This is a genomic window from Novosphingobium subterraneum (genome assembly GCF_000807925.1).
Taxonomy (GTDB): Bacteria; Pseudomonadota; Alphaproteobacteria; order Sphingomonadales; family Sphingomonadaceae; genus Novosphingobium; species Novosphingobium subterraneum.
The window spans coordinates 1-18,584 of record NZ_JRVC01000035.1 but is presented as its reverse complement, the minus strand read 5'-3'; the positions used below and the strand labels follow the sequence as shown (position 1 = coordinate 18,584).

Genomic DNA, 18,584 nt, shown 5'->3' with positions numbered 1-18,584 from the left:
TGGACCACCGAAGCGACAGTTCATGGCTTGCTCGCCTAAAAGAATAGGACCGGTCGGCGTCGTCCGCCTCCCACCTCCCACCTCCCAAAAGCAGCACGAGCGCATCACGAGATTGTCGCGCTGAGTCTTTAGGGCAAGGCTGATTCTTCCGGAAGAATCCGTCCATTTCGCGAGCCGCGACACCCGCAATCCGAATATGCGGTCGTTAAGCACACCAAACCGGAGCGTCACCAACTCGGACAGGGGTAGGCGTGCAGGTGAAAGCATATCCCGAGGCAACAATCGAAGTGGCAACCAATCCTGGCATCGCAATGGCAACTCAGACCGCTCGCCCGAACCAGAGAACCCGCCCAACGATATTGAGCATGCGCTTTTCGATACCGCGCCAGCTCGGATAGGCAGGATTGTCGCTCAAGACCGAGGCGCGTTTGCCCTGAGGCTCGAGCGCAATCCGTTTGACGCTGAGCATTTCATCCATTCGGAGCACGTAGATCCCATCTCTCAGTCGCGACTGGCCATCCCCGAGATCGATCATGACTTCGTCACCATCGTGAAGAGTGGGCTCCATGGAGTCGCCATGGACTGCGATAATCGAAAGGTTCGAAGCGTTGCTCGCCGTCAACCGACGCAACCACTTCTCGTCAAAACCGAACTGCGCTGATTTGGTCTCCATACCGGGCAGGGCGCCGTATCCCGCCGATGCTTCGACATTGAGCACAGGCACTTGCACCAACTCGGCAACTGCGCTTGAATAATTGGCCGGAACTCCGAGCACCCTTTCGTCGACCCCGAAAAAACGCGCGAGAACCGAACGATCCTGGTCGTCGAGTTGCTTGGGGCTGCCACGCCGAATGTATTGCTGAATGTAGGCGGCATTTCGTCCCAGAAGGCGCGAAACGGAGGAATAGTTAACCCCCCGCTTCTGGATCAGTTCGTCCAGCGTCCTGCGTGCGTCATCCATGACTGACCATCCTGCCGTGCAAGCTTAGGAAATAAATCCTAGCATTTAGGATGCCTTCCTAGTAAGAACATAGCAGGAACTCAAGCGCGAAGCGAGTCTTTTGCCATGGAGCTTCTTGAACAGATTGAACGATATTTGAAGGAGACTCGGACCTCCCCGAGCACGTTTGGCCGATTGGCAGTCGGAGACCCGAGGCTCGTTGCTGACCTAAGATCGGGCAGATGTCCCCGTCGGCAGACCGAGACGCGTTTACGAAGTTTTTTGGCTGATGATGGACACCCGCCGATTTAAGCTGATGCACCGGTGCGACAGCGTTCGGCGATGTGGAACAAATAGGGAATATCTTCTACTGATTCTTGCTATGTTCCGTGTTCAGCGATTCTTGCGGCGGTCGTTAGCGCTGGTTCGAGAAGAAGGCATGCCGCCGTCGAGGCGTGCTTTTAATCGATTTCGGGCGTAAGCGGATGTCACTCCACGAGCAATGGAAATTGCCAAATATCAAATTTAACTTACAACGTCGGGCGGGGGCACTTCTAGTTCAGCAATTCCTGCAACCGCGCGACATGCGGAGACCCGGAAAGAGCCTTCGTCGACGGGATAAGCAAGCGCGGGTGATCGTGGACGTAGAAGCTTGGGACGGAAAGGAATGGGAGGCTCACGTCCTCCGTCTCCTCCAGGATCAGTACGGGCACGAGAATGTCCAGAAGGTCCCTGCGAAGCATAAGGGCGACTGCGGACTCGACTACTTCTGTCTGAACAGGCGCGTCGTGTACCAGTGCTACGCAGTAGACGAGCCCGTCGGCGTGGCGGAGCGGGCGACCAAGCAGAAGTCGAAGATCACCACCGACATCAGCAAGTTCTGCGACGTCTCCAAGGGGGCCGCGGAGATGTTTGCCGGCTATCAAATTAAGCGCTGGATCCTTGCGGTTCCGCTCAACGACAGCAAGGACGTCGTTCAACACGCGCTCAAAAAGACCGCAGACGTAATCGCAAAGAAGCTCGCGTATGTTGATGAGGGCTTCCAGATCCTCGTACACGACAAGGAGGATTTCGACGATGCATCTTGGGACCGGCGCGTCCAGCTTCGCAACCGCATCCGCCCCGAGATCGTCGGACCGACCAGCGAGGACGTCGCAGAACTGGCCGACGGCAACCGGAACCTGACCGAAAACCTTCGGCGCAAGCTTGAACCCCGCTTCGAGCATCTCGGGGAGCTGGACGAGGCTATCGACGATGCGCTCCGCGTCTTCATGGAATCTCAGATCGTGGTGTCACAGCTTCGCAACATGGCGCCCGAGGCTTTCGAGCAGGTTACCAGGCTCGTCGCCGAACGCCTCCGGCGGCTCCGGCTAGGTTCCAAGGGTGGAAGCGGTGGCGACCGGCTCGAAGCTGAGATCGACGCGCTGAAGGCCAGCATCCTCACCTCGGTGCCAAACCTCGATCATGGTACGGCAGAGACCATTGCCTTCGGCTCCGTGAGCGACTGGCTCATGCGCTGCCCACTGAAGCTTGACTGACATGGCCGATATCAAGACGTTCCGCTCGGTCCTGACGGGCGACTTCACCGTGACGGCGCGACCAGCGCCGATCCCTGGAGACCTGCGCGTGTGGTGGGGGCAGTCGCTCCTCATCATGGTCCTGGCGTCGGCGCGCGGTCAGCGCTGCTCGATCCAAAAGGTGCATTTTCTCGCCCATCTCAGCCGCACCGGTGACCTTCGCGACAAGACGCGCGAGGTGCTCGCACGAAAGCGCGATCCGATCGAACTCGCGGTCCGGATCGAACCTTGGGTCAATCGGGCGGCAGCCTTCGCCAAGGCTAACGGAATCGTCGAAGTACGAGACGGCAAGGCACTCGCGCTCAGCGGCCAAGGCAAGGCCGCAGCCGAGGCGATCCGCAAAGCGGGCCTGCTCGCCGAAGAGACGGCTTTCCTCGACGAAGTGGGCAAGCTGGTTACCGAAAAGGTTGTCGACAGCATTATGAAGATGGAGTCGTTCTGATGTCGCTCAGGATCAGCCATATCAGGCTCCGCGTGCAGACCACCGCCGGCCTCTACGGCACAGACGCTTCGCTTGGATCCAAGCTTACGATCCTCTACGCGCCGAATACCTCGGGCAAGTCCACACTGCTGCACGCCTTCCTTTACGCTCTCGGTCTCGAGCAGATGCTGAGTCCTAAGCGCGAGATTCCGCTATCCTACGCGATGCGCGACTATGTCGAGGATCCGAGCACCGGAGTGCGCGCCGATGTCCTCGAATCCTACGTCGCAGTCGAGATCGTGAACGCTCGCGGCGAGCATATGACCGTTCGCCGCAACGTCGTCTCGCAGTCCGACCGGAAGCTGGTGTCTGTCGTTGAGGGACCGGAACTCTCACAGGGGCCGGGCGAATATCGGCGCGGGGACTATTTCGTGCTGGATCCCGGCGCGGCTCAGCGCGAAGCTGGCTTCCATCGCAAGCTCGCGGGGTTTCTGGACTGGGATCTTCCCATGGTGAAGCGCTACGACGGTAGCGACTGCCCTCTGTACATCGAGACCGTCTTCCCTCTGTTCTTCGTCGAGCAGAAGGTAGGCTGGACCACGATACCCGGCGCCATTCCGACGCAGTTCCGGATCCGCGAGGTGCACAAGCGGGCGGTCGAGTTCCTGATGGATTTCGATACCCACGAGAACGAGCTGCGACGGCAGGACCTCGAGCTTCGTGCCGCTGCCGCCCGCACGGAGTGGGTCAAGGCGGTCGAGGCGGTCAAGGCGCTCGCCACGGCTTCGGGACTGCGTGTAGTCGCACTTCCCGCCGCCCCGGCAGCGATCGAGACGGACGTTCGCAACGCCTATCTTGAGGTCTCCACCAGGGACGGCTGGCGTCGGCTACCCAACCGCATCGCGGAACTGGCGGCTGAACTGACAGCGCTCGAGGAGCAGCACATCCCCGAGGTCGAGACGGTCGCCGAAGGTGCAGCCGCGGAAGCCGACAAGCTCGCAGCTGAGATCCAAATGATCAATGCTGAGCGGGCAACGATCTTCCGTGCGCGCCAGACCGAACTGATCCAACAGGCGTCAACCGCCCAGCGCCTCATTCAACTTGAAGAAGATCTGAAGAAGAACAAGGATGCGCTGAAGCTGCAGAAGTTCGGCTCCACCCTCGCGCGGGAACTCGACCCGAACCAGTGCCCCACGTGTGAGCAGGCCATTGATGACGCACTTCTGCCGCAAGGCACTCTCGATGCCGTGATGTCGCTCGAGGACAACATCCAATACATCGACGCGCAGAGGAAGGCGTTTAAGCGTATCGCCGATCGGTCGGTCGCGATCATCCGCGATCTTGACCTCGAGCTCGTCACGACCGGCGAGGAACTCCGTCGGCAGACTTCCCGTCTGCGCGCTCTGCGCTCGGACCTGATCGCGCCGTCACATGCGGCATCCGCCTCATTCATCGAGGAGCGGCTCCGCATTGAGCAGCATCTCATCCAGCTTAGGGACATCGACGCGCGCTTCGCCGAGCAGATCAACGGTCTCGCCGAACAGGTCGTGCGCTGGGCCAGCCTGCAGGCCGAGACGAAGCAGCTCCCCGCCGAGCGCCTAAGCGCGGCCGACGTCGTCAAGATCGATGCGCTCCGAGGGTCTATACGACGTCAGCTCGTCCGATATGGCTTCAACACCTTCGGGGCTGCCGATCTCACGGTCTCCGAGGACACATATCGCCCCGAAAAGGAGGGCTTCGAGATCGGCTTCGAGCTTTCGGCCAGCGACAGCATCCGTCTGAAGTGGGCGTATCAGCTTGGTCTGCTCGACGTGGCTAAGGTTGGTGATACCAACCACCCGGGCCTAGTCGTCTTCGACGAGCCGCGGCAGCAGGAGGCTGCGTCGGCGAGCGTCGCCGGGCTGATTTTCGAGGCCAGCCGGATCGCGTCGACGGGCAAGCAGATTCTGATCGCCACGAGCGAGGATCTGGAAAGTGTCCGCAAATTCGTTGCGAACGTTGATCACAAGCTCATTGAGTTCGGCGGCCGTATCATTGATCGGATTAGAGACGAGGCCTGAACCCAGCCGCCTCTTTCGAACGAACGAACCCGGCACGTGCATCGATCAAGGCGCGGTTCGGATACTGGTTCTTCGCCTGCAACCGCACAAGGTTTCAAATGACCAGCGACGCAACAGAGGCTCTCGATCCGCTATGTGATTGGGCGCCAACCAAGTTTTAAACAGCTTTGCGCGGCCGAATGGCTGATATCTGCAAAATCTGACGTCCAGATCAGCGATGCTGAAGTCTTGAACTAGTCGGCAGCGACCGCTGCGGAGAGGCCCAGCTGACTGGCTAATGCCGCCGCAAACCCGGACGCTCACGCACCAAATGGATGTGATCCATTCCTGCCGTAGGTTCAGCGCGCAGTAGCAACACGGAAAAACCTGGCTAGGTCGATCTCAGAGTCACGTTCAGGGAGTAAAACGATCAAGGTCATTGGCCAACACAACGTCGCCGTTGAACTGGCGGTGGATGTCGCGCGTGAAATTTTCGATGTTGTCCACTGCTTCGGGGGACGGCACGAAGTGGGTCAACACGACCTTTTTCACTTTCGCAGCCTGGGCGATGCGGCCAATCTCGCCGGGGACTAGGTGATTATGCGTCATGCCATTTATGATGGACTCTCTGGCGGCTGCGGGGGCTCCAACCATCAGGGCAGAGAGTTGTCGGGCGATTGCAGCGGGTTCGACGACCTCGGTTACGAAGAGGTCCGCGTCTCTCGCAACAGCCACGAGTTGATCGGTCGGACCACTGTCGCCTGAGTATGCGATGATTTTTCCACCTACCCTGATGCGGTAAGCAACAGCTTGGGGCATTCGCGGCAGCGCCACTGACGGCGCTACCTGAAAGTGAGGCACACCAATCGCCTCGACTTCAATGTTTTCATCGCGGAAGACGACCACTGGCACAGCCGGAGAACCTGTTTCAATGGCATGAACCGACTGAGCCACGCTCGGCCGTTTCGGGCCGCCGGTAGGAAAGGAAGCAAGCTCTGTCGGCTGGTTGGCTTGAACGAGTCCCGCAACGAGCGTTGAAGTCCCCTCGGGACCGATGACGGACATCACCCCCGAGCCAAAGGTCTGGTGCGAAATCATCACCGGACCGACGTCCGCGTTGTGGTCAGGGTGGTGGTGGGACAGGAAGATCGCCTTGATCCGTGCTTCGGGTAGACCGGCGAAGGCCATCTGGCGGCGCACCCCGTCTCCTGCATCAAACAGATAGATCGCATCGCCAACCACAAGAGCATTGGCGATTTGCGAGCGCTCGACATGGACGGGAGGACCACCACTAGTACCTAGCGTCACCCATTGCCCAAGCGCATTCTCCTGAGCCTTGGTATTCGCAACTGAGCAAACAAGCGCTCCAACCAGCAATGCAATCTTGTGGACGAGAGACATCCCCAAAGCCCAATGAATTAGAATGAAGGTTCTTTTTAGTATCATAGTCCGCGGAATGAGCAACTCTTCATTGCCGATTGGCGGGTCGGGAGTGGGAGTGTTCACGAGCAGGTTGCGGCCGACGACCAGACCTGGGCGTTCGGGCCACACATGCTGAGCGCCCGCTTTTGCTGAAACTTACAGCTCGGCTTTAGCTGAGTTTCTTGGCCGAGGCCGCCTTAAAATTTGCCATTCTCATCAAACATGCACGATGCCGTAAACGGCCATCCATTCATCCGGGAACGTTAGCCGCGCCCGTACTGTGTGACTGGCTGTGCATCTTGCGAAGCGCGCAAGGGATGGAGTTTTCGATTGGCCTGAAATGTCGCTAGAACTGTTAATCAGCAAGAGTTAGCATGGGAGCAAGGTGAAGCGGAAAAACATGGACGCAGCGCGGTCTGACCAGGGTGAGCACCCTCCCTTAAAAGACGCCTCGTCGGATTTCGATGACTTGGTGACGGTGAGGCGCGGGAACGTCACTGTGACAGGCCCGCGGCCCTCTCCTGACCAGGTCATGGCCAATGTCAGGCGCAGCACTGAAGCGCTCGTCCGCGTTGCAGATCGTCTGTGCAAACCCGGCATTACACTCCGGCCGCGCAAGGGCGTGCCACTTTACTCTTTGGACCGCGACGATTCCAAAATCATCATTCGAAAGCTTGATGGCTGCATTACGCGCGGCTTTTTCGCGGATGGGGGATTCAAGGAATTCGATTAGTTCAAGGATTTCGTAATAGCTGCGCTCGCCTTTCAACCCGGTCATTCCAAGGTCGGTTTTAGAAAATTGATTTCTGCCATCCGTTCATCGCTTTTCGTGCCAGCCGATTGCTCGCAGGCCTCAATCTCCGACGCCTAATTCTCGTCCGCTCTGCCAGTGGTGATTGCATCGTCAACGTCGACCCAAACGAGGCGTAGCTTCCTCGGGGCAATCCATAACGCCACTACCACGTGCGGGCTCAAATGCGTCCACGCGGCCTAGTTAGCTCGAAGATCACGAGTGAGTTGGACAGCGTCAATGTCGAGGTAGGCTGAATTCCTCGTCACTCCTTATTGCTATTCTGGACGATCGACTTCCTTTACTGGGCGGCAAATACCATATGGCAAGTAAGCCCTTCAGGGTCATAGCTTGCTTTTGCCGCCTTTAGACCTCCTCCCGGCCTCAGAAGATAGGAGCCCAGCCCTTCGCGAGAGGGCTGTTGTACCGGCGGCCCCCCTGTTTCCTGCCAGACAATCTGCAATAACCCATTCTTGTCGGCCCAGGTGATCGCCACTTGACCGCCTTCGTCGCTCAGGGCCCCATACTTGACAGCATTTGTGGCCAGTTCGTGCAGGATCATGGCGAGACGCGTAACGACCTGCTCTTGGACCTCGTAAGCCGGTCCAAGTAACTTGATTTGCTGGATTGGGAATGGCCGCAGCACCGCCTGCGCCAGAGCCTTGAGATCGCATGACTTAGCCATGCCGAACTTCAGTATTTCGTTAGCCGCAAACAAAGCCGTTAGCTGAGCCTCGAACTGGTCGAGTTGGATGCTTTGCGGTTGGGATTTCCTTGCACGATGCAGCAGGGCACGCACCACTGTTGCAACGTTGCGCGAGCGATGATGCAGTTCGCGATTGATGCTCTTCAAGGCAGCAGCATTCTCGTCGGCTTCGCGCATCGTCGCTCTTAGTAGGTGCCCGAAAAAGGCGATAAGCGTGCAGCCAAAGGCATAAAGACCAAGAATAACCAGATCGGGTATTGAAGCCCGGAGCGTAAAAGCCGGGTCGAAGAACAGGACAACCGACAAGAAGCTGGACAACGCGCCAGCGACGACAGCCCATCGGCCGCCGAACGCTACAGCGACCAATATGACCAGGGGATAGTAGAGCGCAAAGGGCGCGCCGGACCTGCCTCGATCGATATACCAGCGGATGAGCGTTGCGGCTGACAAAGTCAGGACAAGCATCGCCGCCTTGACCCAAAACGGGCGCGACTTGGTCAGGCTTCGGATGAAACCACTGCGGCGCAACTCTTATCCCCAATCTAGGTCACTAGTGGACCTTCTCGATTGCTTGTCAACCTTGGTGCGACTGAGACCGATTTTACACAGTTGTCGGATCCGAAAGCCGAAAAACTCAATATGTTGACGTGTTATTGCGAATAGCTTGCATTAGCATCGGAAGGTTGCTAGCCGGCTCTGCGTCCAGATTCCGAGGTCAGCCCCTTGTCCAATTCCGCAACCTACGTTCTCCTCCTGTCAACTGCAGCCTGCTTGTCGAGCGCTCCTGTATTTGCTCAGCAAGCCACAAAGCCTGAGTATTCCGCGACCCAAGCAGAGAGTTCAGATGAGATCATCGTCTCTGCGGCGCGATCAATCTTGCCAGCGAACGCCCTACCCTTGACCGTTGACGTGATTGGCAAAGAGGACCTCGACCAGCAGGTGGCGATATCAGGGTCAGTGACAGATGCCGTAGCCACGCTCACGCCCTCATTTTCGCCAACGCGGCAGAAGCTTTCAGGTGCTGGAGAGACGTTGCGCGGTCGCTCTCCGCTCTATGCAATCAACGGTATCCCGCAGTCGACGCCACTTCGCGACGGCAGTCGCGACGGCTTCACGATCGACGCATTCTTCATCGATCGGGTCGAACTGATCTTCGGGTCGAACGCGCTCCAAGGGATTGGTGGCACCGGCGGCATCGTCAACCAGGTTACCGTCGGCGCCCCCAGGCAGGACGGGATCAGCGGTCGCGCTCTGATCCAAGGAACCGCTGCCGATGGATTTGAGAGTGATAGCATTGGCGGCAAGACCGCGGGTCTGGTCCAATACAAGAGCGAGCGCTTCGACGCCTCCGTTGGTGCTGCATACGAACGCCGAGGCGTCTTCTACGACGCGGAGGATCGCCGCGTCGGCATCAACCTGACGCAAGGCGAAACGCAGGACACCGCCACACTCTCACTGTTCGGACGCTTTGGCTACGCACTGAGCGACAGCGCACGCCTTGACCTCATCGCCAGCCGCTTCGAACTCAAGAGCGATGGCGATTATGTCGCAGCCAACGGCGATCGCCTCAGGGACCTGCCAACCAGCGCCGTGATCGGGACGCCCCCAGGCGTGCCAGCAGCCAACCGCACCGAAAGCGTTGCCCTTTCGTTGACTGACAGTGCGCTGTGGGGCGGCAATCTGATTACGCAAGTGTTCTGGAACCGTAGTCGCGACACCTTCGGTGGAGAGATTGCTCCGGTAGCAACCTTCCAGGACCCGCTCATTGCGCCTGTCGGAACGCTCTTCGACCAGTCGCAGAACCGTTCACGCAAGTATGGTGGCAAGATCAGCTACGAGCGCTCGGTCCCCGGCCTTGAGGCGCTGACGACCATTGTCGGCATCGATGCGCTCTGGGACAAGACCGAGCAGCGCCTGATTGCCACCGACCGGGTCTGGGTGCCGCCAACCGACTTCCGTAGCCTCGCCCCGTTCGCCCAAGCCAACCTCGCCCTGTTTGACAAGGTTCTGCGATTTGCTGCCGGGGTGCGGTATGAAGATGTGCGCATCACCATCAATGACTACACCACCCTTGCCACGTCAAATCGTGTGAAGGTCGCCGGCGGCAGTCCGCGTTTTTCCGATACGTTGCTCAATGGTGGCGTAATCGTCGAACCGGTGCCAGGCATTCGCGCCTATGCCAGCTACGCCGAAGGATACACGGTGCCCGACGTCGGTCGCATCACTCGCGCGGTGAACCGTTCCGGGGTCGATATCGATACCTTTCTCGACATCAGCCCGATCGTTTCGAACAATCGCGAGCTTGGCATCGAGATCAAGCGTGGACCACTTGATGCATCGGCCACGTATTTCTGGTCGTCCTCGGACAAGGGCCAGCTGCTCATCGCCCGTCCAGATGGCATCTTCGATGTGCAGCGCCAGCGTGTAAAAATCGAGGGCATCGAGATCAATCTCTCGGTCATGACGCCGATTGAAGGTCTGAAGCTCAGTACCGGCTATGCTCATCTTTCGGGACGCTTCGACAGCAATGGTGACGACGTCGTCGATACCGATCTCGATGGTGCCAACATTTCGCCGGACCGACTCAATCTTGCCGCAAGCTATGCCAAGGGGCCGCTCTCGGCGCGCGTCCAGACCCAGGTCTACTTCTCGCGCAAGTTCAGGGGGCTGGTACGAGATCCTCGAAACGATTTCGGCGGTTATACGCTGACCGATGCCAGCGTCCGGTACCAGACAGGCATCGGGGCGCTGACGCTGAGCGTTCAGAACCTGTTCGACCGGCAATACATTACCTATGCGAGCGATACGCAGAGGCCGACGGACAACACTTTCTATTTTGCGGGTCGAGGCCGCAGCTTCACGCTGGGCTGGGACTACCGCTTCTAGGATGATCAAGCTGCTGGACCTGTTGCATCGCTGGTGCGGTGGATTGCTGGGGCTGATCCTCACGATCTTGGGCCTGAGCGGTGCGATCCTAGTTCACAAGGAAGAGTGGATCGGCCTACCCCATGCGTCGGACGTACGGGTAACGGATCCCTCGCAGCTCGGCCGGCTCGCAGAACAGCTGCTGGGCGGTGCGAAGGGGGGCGAAAGTCTCGTTTTCGCCAGCGACCGTTTCGGCTTGGTGCAGTTACGGGAAGGGGCGCACGGCCTCTATGCCACACAGCGCGGTGAAGTCATCGCCCGTTGGTCGAGCCTGTGGGAGCGACCCGAACTGTGGCTGTTTGACTTGCACCATCACTTGTTCACCGGCGATGTCGGCGAAACAGTCGTGGGCGTCGCCGGGCTTGCCGCTATCGTTTTTGCCGTGACTGGAACGATACTGTGGTGGCGCACGCGGCGCACCTTCAGGTTCCGGCTTTGGCCATCACGCATGACCGGCCCGGCCATCCGGATGCAGCACCGCGACCTTGGGATAATTGCCGCCCCCCTGCTGCTGCTCTTGGCGCTCACCGGCACGATGATGATCTTTCGCCCGGTCGCCGGTGCCGTGCTGGCGCCGCTTACTTTTCCGGCAGCAATCGAAGCCGATCTCAAAGCTCCGAAATTCGCGGTCGAGCCGCTTGCGCCTCATCTCGATTGGCAGGCGATCATCAGCGCCGCGCACGATGCCTTCCCGACTGCCGAATTGCGCATCCTTGCGGTACCGAAAAAGCCGGGGGATCCGGTCACCATTCGCATGAAGCAATCGGCCGAATGGTTGCCAAATGGCCGTACCATGCTGTGGTTTGATCCCGCTGACGGACGTCTACTGGGCAGCCGAGATGCAACCAGGATGCAAGTGGGCACACAGGCCTTTAACATGGCCTATCCCATCCATGCGGGAAAGGTTGGAGGACTTGTCTATCGGCTGCTCCTCACAGCCGTCGGTCTGGCCCTCGCAATGCTTGGATCGTTTTCAGTGTGGAGCTTCTGGTTTTGCAAGAAGCAAAGGCAAGCAGCATCGCGGCCATTGCCTCGACGGGCTCGTGGCGGCCCGGAGCGGTAGCAAAATTGCCACAGCTAGCCAGAGCAAGGCAAAGAAAGTTAACACGCCCCACTCCACAGCGTGGCCGACATCAATCACAGCGCCGCGATACCGACCCTAAAGGTAGCCATCCGGTGAAGGCCGCGGCCGCCTTATACCCGGACGTTCGCGGTTCAATCTAGCGTCATCGCTTCCCGCCTTTCGTTCAGCCCGTTTCAGCAACGGCGAGAAGACCTTGGCTTGGGACTTTTCGGTCATTCTTAGTCCGCGGATTAAGTGCCGAGTTTGTCGCCGAAATCTCGTTGACCGCACCTCTGGGCAGGAGTTGTCATCGCAACCTGGCCCTAACCGGAAACGAGGGAATTGTCTTAATTTGGTGAACTCTGCTATTCTGTAACCGACCCCAAATTCGCTAATGACCTATACGATACCGATTTTGATTAACTGGGCTCCACGGGATCAAATTGCAGCGAAGCGCTCAATATCTTTAATCTTACCCGATACTACCAGTTCATCGTCCGGGAAGATCAGTGTGTCGGGGACGGCGTGGATGAAAGCCTTACCCGCACGTTTCACGCCCACGACAGTTACGTCGTATTTTCTACGGCAGGCACTCATCTCCAGTGGCAGGCCGACGATCGGCTCGGGCGCACACAGTCGGGCGATTGCGAATTCGTCGCCAAAGGCAATGAAATCGAGCAACCGTTCGTTGAGCAGGTGCGCGACCCGCTCACCCATCCGCTGCTCCGGGAACACCACATGGGTCGCTCCGATCCGCTCGAGGATGCGGGCATGGCGATCATTATTTGCCTTGGCCCAGATATTGGTCAGACCCAGTTCCGACAGTGCCAGCACAGTCAATACGCTGGCTTCGATGTCAGAACCAATGGCAACCACCGCGGCCTCGAAGTCGGCCACGCCCAGTTGCCGCAGAACGTAACCGTCAGTGCAGTCTACCTCGACTACCTTGGTCAGATCAGCAGCATATTGCTGCACTTTCTGCCGGTTGCTGTCGATACCAAGCACTTCGGTGCCCATCTTGCTCAGCGTCCCGGCGACTGCGCCGCCAAACCGACCCAATCCCACAACGAGAACTGGTTTACGCTTGCTAGCCGACAATGAGATTCTCCTTGGGATAGCGATAGGGCCGCGACGGTCGCCCTACCGCGAGCGCTGTTGCAACCGTGATGGTTCCAACTCGGCCAATGAACATCAACAAGACAATGACCACCTGCGCGCTTGGTGGGAGGTCAGCAGTGATGCCAGTGGACAGCCCTACGGTCGAGAAGGCCGAGATGCATTCGAACAGGATGTCCGGCAAGGCAAGGCTGGTGATCGAGGCGATATAGGTCGTCGCCGCGAAAACAAGGGTGGCCGCCAACACCGTCACTGTCAGTGCCTGTCTTTCGACCTCTTTTCCGAAGCGGCGGTTGAATAGCCCTGCATCTCGCCGTCCCAGCACCTCCGACAGCACGATGGCGAACAGCACGACAAAGGTCGTCACCTTGATCCCGCCGGCAGTCCCGGCGCTGCCGCCGCCGATGAACATCAAAAGGTAACTTACCAGCAGCGTTTCGTCACGAAACGCGCCGACGTCTACGCTGTTAAAGCCCGCAGTGCGGGGCATGACCGACTGAAACGCGGCGTTGAGCAGCTTGTCGCCAATGCCCATCGGGCCGAGCGTGGCAGGATTGCCCCATTCCATTGCGAGGAGCGCGACGAAGCCCAGCACCAGCAGCGCTGCGGTGCCGTAGACAGTCGCCTTGGAATGCAGCGACCAGCGCCGCCATTGCAGCCGCTTGTCCCGCAAATCCTGCATCACCGGAAAACCCAGCGCAGTCAGGATCACCGCCAGCATGACCGGCATCAGGATCACAGGGTCGGATTGATAACCCATCAAACTGTCGGCGTTGGTCGAAAAGCCTGCATTGTTGAAGGCGCTGGCCGAGTGGAACACGCCGTTCCACAAGGCGGTGCCCGCGCTCATCCCGTAGCTCGCCCCCATGCGAACGGCTAGAATGACGGCCACCGCGGCCTCGACTGCAATCATAATGGAAAACACCAGCTTGAGGACAGAGAGCGCGTCTCCGGTCTCCAGCTGGCTACGCTCGACCTGTGTCGTGATACGATCGCGCAAACTAAATCCACGCCCGGCGATAAGGCCAAACAGGGTTGCCGCAGTCATTATCCCGAGCCCGCCGATTTGGAACATAAGCAGGATCGCTGCCTGCCCGAACGCCGACCAGTAAGTGCCGGTGTCAACCAGCACCAATCCGGTCACTCCCACAGCTGATGTGGAAGTAAACAGCGCGGTAAGGAACGGCGCGCGGCTCCCGTCAGCGGTGGCTATGGGCAGGCTCAGTAGAACCGTGCCAATGGCGATGGCGAGCAGGAACAGGCTTGGCACCAGCCGGATCGGATTGCGCAACATCTTCATCGACTTTGATTGCCGAACCACGACGCTGTAGGCAACAGTGCGTTAAGCCTGATGTTGCACCGACAGCAGCTCCACATTGGCAATGATGCAGTGCCCTGCAATGTGATGTCAAATGCCGACATCAATGCAGCAGTCAAAAGACCGAATTTGACAAGTGCGGCGAAGGACCTTCGCAATCGGGATTAGGAGCACTTCGCTAACCTTCCACGTAGGCCACTGCGATGCACGGCTTTAAAATTAGACCCGACGTTCCACGTCGCCAATCCGCGTGACTGGGTCTGATCGGCAGGAGAAATGCCAAGTAGGGTGAGGAGTTCTGAGGATTGGCCCAGTGCCGACCTTGTCATGGTTAAACGTCGTAATTCGATGATGTCCAATCTTCCCGACTATGCCGGATGCGTAGTATGATGACCTCGCCCTCATTTCCTACATCATAAATCACCAGATGGGCCTTGTAGGTATGCCCGCGGACAGGCGGCGAGATTTCCTCTCGCAAGCGCGCAGCATGGGGATAGTCTGCGAGAAACGCGAAAATCGCGCTCAGCCCTTCGTGATAGGCGTCAGCCTGCGCCAAGCCAAACTGCTCGATGCCTTCGAGAAATATGGCTGTCAGATCGTCGGCTGCGGCGCGCGTTAGGCGGAAGCGAGGCACGGTCAGGCTTGCAAGCCTGCCTGGCTGATCGCTCGCGCCCGGATGTCCGCCATCGTCTCATCACTCAGGCCGCCGGCTCGGGCTTCATCGACAAGGCGCTGCATAGCGGAAATCTTGTCAGCGCGTTCTTGGTCACGACGGATAAGATCGCGCACATAGTCGCTGGCATTGCTGTACCGACCGGTGCCAGCTTGAGCTTCCACCCATTGCTTCATTGGATCGGGCAGAGAGATGTTCATCGTGGCCATGGCAACCTCCTCAACCCTCAAATAGCAAAGATTGGCAAAGATTGTCAATTGTCGCTCGGCTATGGCCTATCCCCCAAGAACCGGGCCATTATGCAGCCGCCGCCTCGCAGCATTCCTCCTTGGGCTATATCAGCGCCCGCTAATATGCCCCGCTTGTCGGTCAATGGGTGACCGGGGTGGGGCTGATGCCAAGCGAATATGGCATCCACTCGCTGCGCAGGACGAAGACGTCGATCATTTACCGCGCGACCGGCAACCTGCGTGCCGTTCAGATTTTGTTAGGCCATAGCAAGATCGAAAATACGGTGCGCTATCTCGGGATAGATGTGGAAGACGCGCTGGTCCTAGCCGAGAACACCCAAATTTGAACAAGTGGCTCTTCACTGTATGCGGGGAGCCAACTTTGACGGCTTGGGACTTTCCGGCCATTTCCGCATAGCGGGTTCAGCGACAGGTTCATTACCAAAATCTGCCGCTCACTTGGCTGAGCTATCGGCAATGATTGCAACCGCTGTTGGGCCAGTTGATTGAAGACGGTCTCCGGGCCGCAAGTGGTGAGACGCTGCCGTGTAATCTGTCCTGCCGCTTCCCATCATGTCGGCTATCTCTTGCGACGCAAGATTACGCCTTGCAAATTGCTCTCGTCCGGCACGGGTCCGCTTAAGCAAGTGACGTGGGCGCCCGACGTTATCCTACCCATGCGGCGCGATGGCATCTTAGCACTACTTTGGCAGAAGTGCATTTTTGAGATTCACAAGAGTCGCTTATCGTGATTCAAGATCGTCAGCGTGTGGAGGCTGGCGATGGTGGAAGCATGGCGGGATGAGCTGACGGAGTGGCTCGCGCCCTTTGTGGGGATGTTGGGCGATCGGCGCAGGGCGCGGATGTGTCCGGCATATGTCGAGGGGTTGATCGGCCCTGGTGACCGCAAAAGCGTGCAGCCGATGGCGATGCGTTCGCCGGGGATTGGCTACGATCAGCTGCACCATTTTATCGGGGGTGCCCTGTGGGACAGCGCGCCATTGGAGGAGGAACTCTGTCGGCAGGCCGATGCACTTGTAGGTGGCAGCGCTGCCTGGCTGATCATCGATGACACGGCTTTGCCCAAGAAGGGGCGTGCGTCGGTCGGCGTGGCGCCGCAATATGCCTCGGCGCTGGGCAAGAACGCAAACTGCCAGACCCTCGTGTCGGTGACGCTGGCATCGAACGAAGTGCCGGTCATGATCGGCTTGCGCCTGTTCCTGCCTGAGAGCTGGACCAGCAATGCGGCGCGGATGGACCGTGCCAAGGTTCCTGCAGAGGTGCGCGCCTATCGCACCAAGCCCGATATCGCCCTTGCCGAGATCGACCGCGTGCGCAGCGCTGGTGTGCGCTTCGGCGGCATATTGGCCGACGCTGGCTATGGCCTGTCCGGCCCGTTCCGGCAGGCACTGACCGAGCGCGGTCTGACCTGGGCAGTGGGCATACCTTACAAGCAGAAGGTCTATCCGGCCGATGTTGCCATGATCTTCCCGGTTGCTGGCCGCGGACGGCCACGCAAGAATTATGTGCCTGACGTTGCTTCGCGTCCCGCCCAAGAAGTGCTCGAGAGCGCCAAGTGGCAGACCGTGAGCTGGCGGCGCGGCACCAAGGGCAAGCTGTCGGCGCGCTTTGCTGCCATGCGCGTGCGGGTAGCAGACGGCCCGCCGCAGCGGATCGGTGATCTCGGCCAGCAGCATCTTCCCGGCGAAGAGGTATGGCTGGTCGGCGAGCACCGCTCCACCGGCGAACGCAAATACTACCTCAGCAATCTGCCCGTCGACACACCGCTCAGGAAGCTGGCCGGCGCCATCAAGGCCCGCTGGGTCTGCGAGCAAGCCCATCAACAGCTGAAGGAAGAGCTCGGCCTCGATCACTTCGAGGGACGATCGTGGCAGGGACTTCACCGACACACCCTCATGAGCATGATCGCGTTCGCCTTCCTGCAAGCCCGTCGCCTCAGGGCAGCGGGTCGGAAAAAAAAGAAGCTCGAGCCCGCCGCCGCAGCCGACCTTGCCTGCCATCAGGCAGGCAATCCTGACCCAACTCAGCCAGCCTCCGCCGCCAACATGCCCGCACTGCCGTAAACGATGGCGACGAATGATCCGCAGAAATCTGCCAAAGTAGTGTTAGGCTTAGGACCCATTGATTGGCTGACGAACGAGCAGATGGTGCGTCTTTCGCCCTCTTTCCCAAGAGCCACGGGAAGCCCCCGGGTCGATGACCGGCGCGTGCTGAGCGGGATCATCTTCGTCAACCGCAACGGGCTGCGCTGGCGTGAAGCGCCTAGGGAATACGGGCCACACAAGACATTGTATAACCGCTGGGAACGGTGGGGCGAGATGGGCGTATTTGGCAGGACGATGGAGGGTCTGTCTGCCCAGAAGGCCGAACCCCAGACCGTCATGATCGATGCGACCTATCTCAAGGCCCACCGCACGGCTTCCAACCTTGGGGTAAAAACAGATGGCCCGCCCTGTCGGCAAGCGGTTTGTGTCGGATGATCTAAGCAGTCTGCGAAAACGTATCCGGCCTTTCGACACGAGGTCGTTGGCCAAGATGGAGATCCGCGCACCCTGGTCCTCATATAGGGCCCGGCATCGAGTGCCATTTTACGCCATAGGGTTACAAGACACCGGTCGACTGTCAGGCCGTCTGTCACTCACCTTCCGCAGACATCACCCAGCTGGTGCGCAGTGCATCAGCGGATCTCCTTCAAGCCGCTTGGGCGAGCGTATTGTAGGTACGTTCATGACGCAACAGCGCCCAGACAATGCGCGCCATCTTGGCGGCCAGGGCTACCACGACAGTGTTAGCATGGGAGCGCGACAGCAAGCTGCGTAGCCAAGCTCCGAGCCGCGTGTCGCTCTCGCTTATGGTGGGTAACGACGAGCGCGCGCCCTGGATCAGGATCTTGCGCAGATAGCGGCTACCACGCTTGGTAATTCCTAGCAGTCGCGGCTTACCTCCCGTCGTCTCCTGTCGGGGCACCAAGCCCAACCATGCGGCAAGGTCCCGGCCACGCCCGAAAGTCCGCGCATCACCCACCGCTGCCACAAGTGCGGTTGCATTAAGCGCACCGATCCCGGATATCGTCAGCAAGCACCGTGTTCGCTCATCTGTCCGCACCGCTTCGGTGAACTCCGCATCGAGATCGGCGATCCGTTCGTCGAGCGCGGTCCAGCGCTGCCGCATGTCGTTGACTAGCCGAATGGATGCAGTGGCCAAGCAACGGCTCGTCTCCATCGAGCAACTCAGCAAGCTTGACGGCCAGCTTTGCGCATCCTTGCTGCGGATTCCGACGATGGCGCGCATGTATTCCGATCTGATGCCGCGCAGCGTTCCGATTTGATCGCGCGCAGGTGAC

14 protein-coding genes and 3 pseudogenes are annotated in these 18,584 nt (G+C 59.1%); 8 read left to right on the top strand and 9 right to left on the bottom strand.

Going from position 1 to position 18,584, the window contains the following annotated elements:
- Window positions 1-319 precede the first annotated feature (319 nt).
- Entirely contained in the window at window positions 320-961 is a 642-nt protein-coding gene (locus tag NJ75_RS22335) for a S24 family peptidase (protein WP_039338496.1), read from the bottom strand.
- A gap of 611 nt (window positions 962-1,572) precedes the next feature.
- Here NJ75_RS22335 and NJ75_RS22330 point away from each other — a divergent pair.
- From NJ75_RS22330 to NJ75_RS22320, 3 genes are read left to right on the top strand one after another with little or no spacing between them, the layout of a single operon-like run.
- The gene (locus NJ75_RS22330) at window positions 1,573-2,478 is read left to right on the top strand and encodes a hypothetical protein (protein WP_039338495.1); all 906 of its coding nucleotides are present in this window, start codon (window positions 1,573-1,575) and stop codon (window positions 2,476-2,478) included.
- Between the two features lies 1 nt (window position 2,479).
- Window positions 2,480-2,959: a hypothetical protein gene (locus NJ75_RS22325; protein ID WP_039338494.1), complete on the top strand. Its 480-nt coding sequence runs from the start codon at window positions 2,480-2,482 to the stop codon at window positions 2,957-2,959.
- Window positions 2,959-4,998, top strand: a complete 2,040-nt coding sequence (locus tag NJ75_RS22320) for a hypothetical protein (protein ID WP_039338493.1) — start codon at window positions 2,959-2,961, stop codon at window positions 4,996-4,998. Before NJ75_RS22325 ends, NJ75_RS22320 begins: the two co-directional genes overlap by 1 nt.
- Window positions 4,999-5,391: 393 nt before the next feature.
- Here the strand turns inward: NJ75_RS22320 and NJ75_RS22315 are convergent, their stop codons facing one another.
- The 3 genes from NJ75_RS22315 to NJ75_RS22305 all read right to left on the bottom strand — a co-directional run bounded on the left by NJ75_RS22315 (window position 5,392) and on the right by NJ75_RS22305 (window position 8,423).
- A complete protein-coding gene (locus tag NJ75_RS22315; protein ID WP_156135945.1) occupies window positions 5,392-6,483 on the bottom strand; it encodes an MBL fold metallo-hydrolase in 1,092 nt (363 codons plus the stop codon).
- A 355-nt stretch (window positions 6,484-6,838) separates the two neighbouring features.
- Window positions 6,839-7,177, bottom strand: coding sequence for a hypothetical protein (locus NJ75_RS24650; RefSeq protein WP_062780544.1), 339 nt, complete (start codon window positions 7,175-7,177; stop codon window positions 6,839-6,841).
- A gap of 313 nt (window positions 7,178-7,490) precedes the next feature.
- Window positions 7,491-8,423, bottom strand: a complete 933-nt coding sequence (locus NJ75_RS22305) for a sensor histidine kinase (RefSeq protein WP_039338491.1) — start codon at window positions 8,421-8,423, stop codon at window positions 7,491-7,493.
- A gap of 195 nt (window positions 8,424-8,618) precedes the next feature.
- Here NJ75_RS22305 and NJ75_RS22300 point away from each other — a divergent pair, with 195 nt between their 5' ends.
- Both NJ75_RS22300 and NJ75_RS22295 read left to right on the top strand, forming a co-directional pair.
- Complete coding sequence (locus NJ75_RS22300; protein WP_039338490.1) at window positions 8,619-10,781, top strand: TonB-dependent receptor; 2,163 nt, start codon at window positions 8,619-8,621, stop codon at window positions 10,779-10,781.
- On the top strand, window positions 10,690-11,883 hold the full coding sequence (locus NJ75_RS22295) for a PepSY-associated TM helix domain-containing protein (RefSeq protein WP_330217067.1): 1,194 nt from the start codon (window positions 10,690-10,692) through the stop codon (window positions 11,881-11,883). Before NJ75_RS22300 ends, NJ75_RS22295 begins: the two co-directional genes overlap by 92 nt.
- 438 nt (window positions 11,884-12,321) lie before the next feature.
- Here NJ75_RS22295 and NJ75_RS22290 read toward each other — a convergent pair whose 3' ends face one another.
- The 4 genes from NJ75_RS22290 to NJ75_RS22275 form a co-directional block, all read right to left on the bottom strand.
- Window positions 12,322-12,981, bottom strand: a complete 660-nt coding sequence (locus NJ75_RS22290; protein WP_039338489.1) for a potassium channel family protein — start codon at window positions 12,979-12,981, stop codon at window positions 12,322-12,324.
- Window positions 12,971-14,299 carry a TrkH family potassium uptake protein gene (locus NJ75_RS22285; protein WP_039338487.1) on the bottom strand — a complete coding sequence of 443 codons (1,329 nt, stop codon included), beginning with the start codon at window positions 14,297-14,299 and terminating at the stop codon, window positions 12,971-12,973. The genes NJ75_RS22290 and NJ75_RS22285 overlap by 11 nt, the downstream gene beginning before the upstream one ends.
- 349 nt (window positions 14,300-14,648) lie before the next feature.
- On the bottom strand, window positions 14,649-14,951 hold the full coding sequence (locus NJ75_RS22280) for a type II toxin-antitoxin system RelE/ParE family toxin (protein WP_039338485.1): 303 nt from the start codon (window positions 14,949-14,951) through the stop codon (window positions 14,649-14,651).
- A 2-nt stretch (window positions 14,952-14,953) separates the two neighbouring features.
- Complete coding sequence (locus NJ75_RS22275) at window positions 14,954-15,199, bottom strand: type II toxin-antitoxin system ParD family antitoxin (RefSeq protein WP_039338483.1); 246 nt, start codon at window positions 15,197-15,199, stop codon at window positions 14,954-14,956.
- Between the two features lie 143 nt (window positions 15,200-15,342).
- Here NJ75_RS22275 and NJ75_RS24645 point away from each other — a divergent pair.
- From NJ75_RS24645 to NJ75_RS22260, 3 genes and pseudogenes are all read left to right on the top strand, one after another.
- A pseudogene (locus NJ75_RS24645) lies at window positions 15,343-15,567 on the top strand (tyrosine-type recombinase/integrase); the annotation flags it as partial.
- 435 nt (window positions 15,568-16,002) lie between these two features.
- Window positions 16,003-17,304 (top strand): IS701 family transposase, encoded by a 1,302-nt coding sequence (locus NJ75_RS22265; RefSeq protein ID WP_039338481.1) that lies wholly within the window; start codon window positions 16,003-16,005, stop codon window positions 17,302-17,304.
- 3 nt (window positions 17,305-17,307) lie between these two features.
- A pseudogene (locus NJ75_RS22260) lies at window positions 17,308-17,688 on the top strand (transposase); the annotation flags it as partial.
- A gap of 244 nt (window positions 17,689-17,932) precedes the next feature.
- On the opposite strand, the pseudogene NJ75_RS22255 reads toward NJ75_RS22260, so the two are convergent.
- Window positions 17,933-18,506 (bottom strand): annotated as a pseudogene (locus NJ75_RS22255) (IS110 family RNA-guided transposase); the annotation flags it as partial.
- Window positions 18,507-18,584 lie beyond the last annotated feature (78 nt).